The sequence below is a fragment of the Plectonema radiosum NIES-515 genome (assembly GCF_025753815.1).
GTDB classification, from domain to species: domain Bacteria; phylum Cyanobacteriota; class Cyanobacteriia; order Cyanobacteriales; family Nostocaceae; genus Hassallia; species Hassallia radiosum_A.
The window spans coordinates 1-2998 of record NZ_JAOWRF010000059.1; the positions used below are offsets into that span (position 1 = coordinate 1).

A 2998-nucleotide genomic window follows, 5' to 3' on the forward strand; every position below is an offset into this window, starting at 1 on the left:
TAGGAGATGTCACGTACTGTTACCTTTCTACCTTCGGAGTCTCGAAAACTATGATGGCTACCCTTTGAACTTTTTTCTTCAAAACCAAAAGCTTCTAATAAATAGCGCAGATCCTCAAACCGCACTTCCGGGGGTTGCTTAAGGAATTCCTGCACTAATTTATTTAATTTGCTCATTTAAATATAAAATTATTATAATACTATATATAGTATCAAAAAAATGCTGTAATAATAACTCTCCTATTCATCCGGTGTAGGGTGGGCTATTGCTTTGCCATAACACACCCTACTAAATTTATAGCCCGCGTAGGCGGGCTTTGTTTGTGTAGCCCCAGACTTCCAGTCTGAGGGCTATTTAAACTGCTTAATTATCGCTTCGGCAAACTCCGAACACTTCAACGCTTGGACCGGCGGTTCCAGCATCCTTGCTAAATCATAGGTAACTTGACTTTGGGCGATCGCATTCCCCAATCCTTTCTTAATCAAATCCGCTGCTTCTTGCCAACCCATATATTCCAACATCATCACCCCCGACAATATCACCGAACCGGGATTAATTCGATCCAATCCAGCGTGTTTTGGTGCAGTACCGTGGGTAGCTTCAAATATCGCACAAACATCGCCAATATTTGCCCCAGGTCCCATCCCCAATCCACCAACGATCGCAGCAGCTGCATCAGACAAATAATCACCATTCAAGTTCATTGTCGCCAAAATCGAATACTCATCTGGTCGAGTTTGGATTTGTTGAAAAATACTGTCAGCAATGCGATCGTTCACCATTACCTTATCTTTCCACTTGCTGTTGCCGTGACTTTCCCAAATCTCATTAAGAACTGTTTCAACTTCCTTGACAATTTGCCCTTTCTTCTCTTCAGTCAAACCATCATACCCAGGATCGATCATCCGGGCGTTTTCTTCTAAGCTGATGTTGGGATTTTTCTCTTTATTACTCAAAATCCAAGATTCGCGTTCGGTGACGCAACATGAGCGAAACTCGCTCTGTACTAATTCGTAACCCCAATCACGAAAAGCGCCTTCGGTGTACTTCATGATGTTGCCTTTATGCACCAAAGTCACCATTTGCTTATTTTTCGGCAAAAGCAAGGCGTGTTTCATCGCACGGCGGACAAGGCGCTGGGAACCCTTTTTGCTGATGGGTTTGATGCCAATCCCAGAATCGAGGGGAATTTGCTTTTTGCCGTGTTCTGGGGTGGCGGGGATCAATTCTTCATTGAGGATTTTGATGAGGCGATCGCCTATTTCGCTTCCTTGACGCCACTCAATGCCTAAATATATATCCTCCGTATTCTCCCGATAAACAATCACATCGAGTTTTTCGGGATTTTTGTGCGGTGAGGGCGTACCTGCATAATATCGACAAGGACGCACGCAGGCGTAAAGGTCAAAAATTTGGCGCAATGCCACGTTTAAAGAACGAATACCGCCACCGATGGGAGTTGTCAAAGGTCCTTTTATCGCCACACCGTATTCTTTAATCGCGGTGAGGGTGTCATCGGGTAAATACTGATATGTGCCGTATAATTCGCACGCTTCATCCCCAGCGTAAACCTTAAACCAGCTAATTTGCCGCGTACCTTTGTATGCTACTTTTATCGCAGCATCAAGTACCTTTTGAGCCGCAGGCCAAATATCTATTCCTGTGCCATCGCCGCGAATAAAAGGGATAATTGGATTATCAGGCACAATCGGTTCAGTATTACAAAAGGAGATTTTTGCTCCGGTTGTGGGGGGGGTAATCTTGTCGTACATATATTGCACACTCCTAATAAATACGCTGCCGTTCCGGTTGAGAAAATGGTTGTTGAGAGTGACGGCAGATGTTAGTGTATCTTGTTTTCAGCCATTTATGAGGCGCAAAATTTACCCTGATTCCCGGTGTGAAGTATTGGGAACAAAGGTAAGGAATTCGGTCAAACCATTGCTTTTTGTACACTCAAAAATAGTAAACTACATTTCGCTATCAATGCTTCAGCTTACAGAATGCACGGCTATAGCGATCGCTCTATTACGCTAACACTCCGGAAATTGCATGACAGACCCAATGATTGTACCAGGCACTGCTAATGACATCGACCTTCTGCTTCAACAGTTAATTGCTGGGTCTATCGGTGTCCAACAACAACTGATTCTACAGCTATCAGATCTCGGTGATGAAGGATTGCACGCATTGATGGAGTTTTTACTAAAACGTCGTGAGACTAAAGCGACTTGGATTGATGGCAATGCCTACCAAGTCCTCTACAAGTCTAATGCACCCAAGGCAAAAGAATTTCTGCTCTCCTGTTTCCCTGAAGGAATTGTACCTCTAAAATCAGAGTGCGGGATTGATTACAATTGTTTGCAACAACTACTTGCCGTCCAAGACTTTCAAGCAGCCGATCGCTTGACTTTGCAAAAAATGTGCGAACTCGCAGGATTAACGGCTATTCAAAGAAAATGGTTGTATTTTACCGAGGTAGAAAATTTTCCCATCACTGACTTACACACGATTAATCATCTGTGGTTAGTCCACTCTGAAGGCAAATTTGGCTTTTCGGTACAGCGAGAAATTTGGTTGGGATTAAGTAAAAATTGGGAGAACTTTTGGTCAAAAATTGGCTGGAAAAATGGCAACAATTGGACACGTTATCCAAACGAGTTTACCTGGAATTTAAGCGCACCTAAAGGTCATTTACCGCTTTCCAATCAATTGCGCGGAGTGCGTGTAATTGCTTCTTTATTTTCTCATCCAGCTTGGAATTAGTTAGGAGTGAGGAGTTATGAGTTATGAATGGAATTTTTTTTTTAAACAGGAATGAGCGCAATTTGACGAGATCGTAAGTAGCGGGAATTCATGAATTCCCGCTACTGTATAATAGACTTTTAAATTATTTTTGCGTCATTCCTATTAAATTTCAAACTCAAAACGTAAAATTACGCTCCTCCAAACCCCAAACCCCTAACCCCAAACCCCAAACCCCAAACTCCAAACCCCA

General features: G+C 43.0%; 3 protein-coding genes. 1 reads left to right on the forward strand and 2 read right to left on the reverse strand.

The window, feature by feature from the left end; all coding sequences use genetic code 11:
• On the reverse strand, positions 1-176 hold a 176-nt coding region (locus OGM63_RS03750; protein ID WP_263744168.1), incomplete at its 3' end, for a type II toxin-antitoxin system HicA family toxin.
• 174 nt (positions 177-350) lie between these two features.
• Positions 351-1772 (reverse strand): NADP-dependent isocitrate dehydrogenase, encoded by a 1422-nt coding sequence (locus OGM63_RS03755; RefSeq protein ID WP_263744166.1) that lies wholly within the window; start codon positions 1770-1772, stop codon positions 351-353.
• A 280-nt stretch (positions 1773-2052) separates the two neighbouring features.
• Between OGM63_RS03755 and OGM63_RS03760 the strand changes: the two genes are divergently transcribed.
• Positions 2053-2766, forward strand: coding sequence for a GUN4 domain-containing protein (locus OGM63_RS03760; RefSeq protein ID WP_263744167.1), 714 nt, complete (start codon positions 2053-2055; stop codon positions 2764-2766).
• Positions 2767-2998: the final 232 nt, after the last annotated feature.

Coding starts and splice junctions, on each gene's coding strand:
- OGM63_RS03755 (WP_263744166.1), bottom strand. CDS start 1,772: ATGTACGACAAGATTACCCCCCCCACAACCGGAGCAAAAATCTCCTTT.
- OGM63_RS03760 (WP_263744167.1), top strand. CDS start 2,053: ATGACAGACCCAATGATTGTACCAGGCACTGCTAATGACATCGACCTT.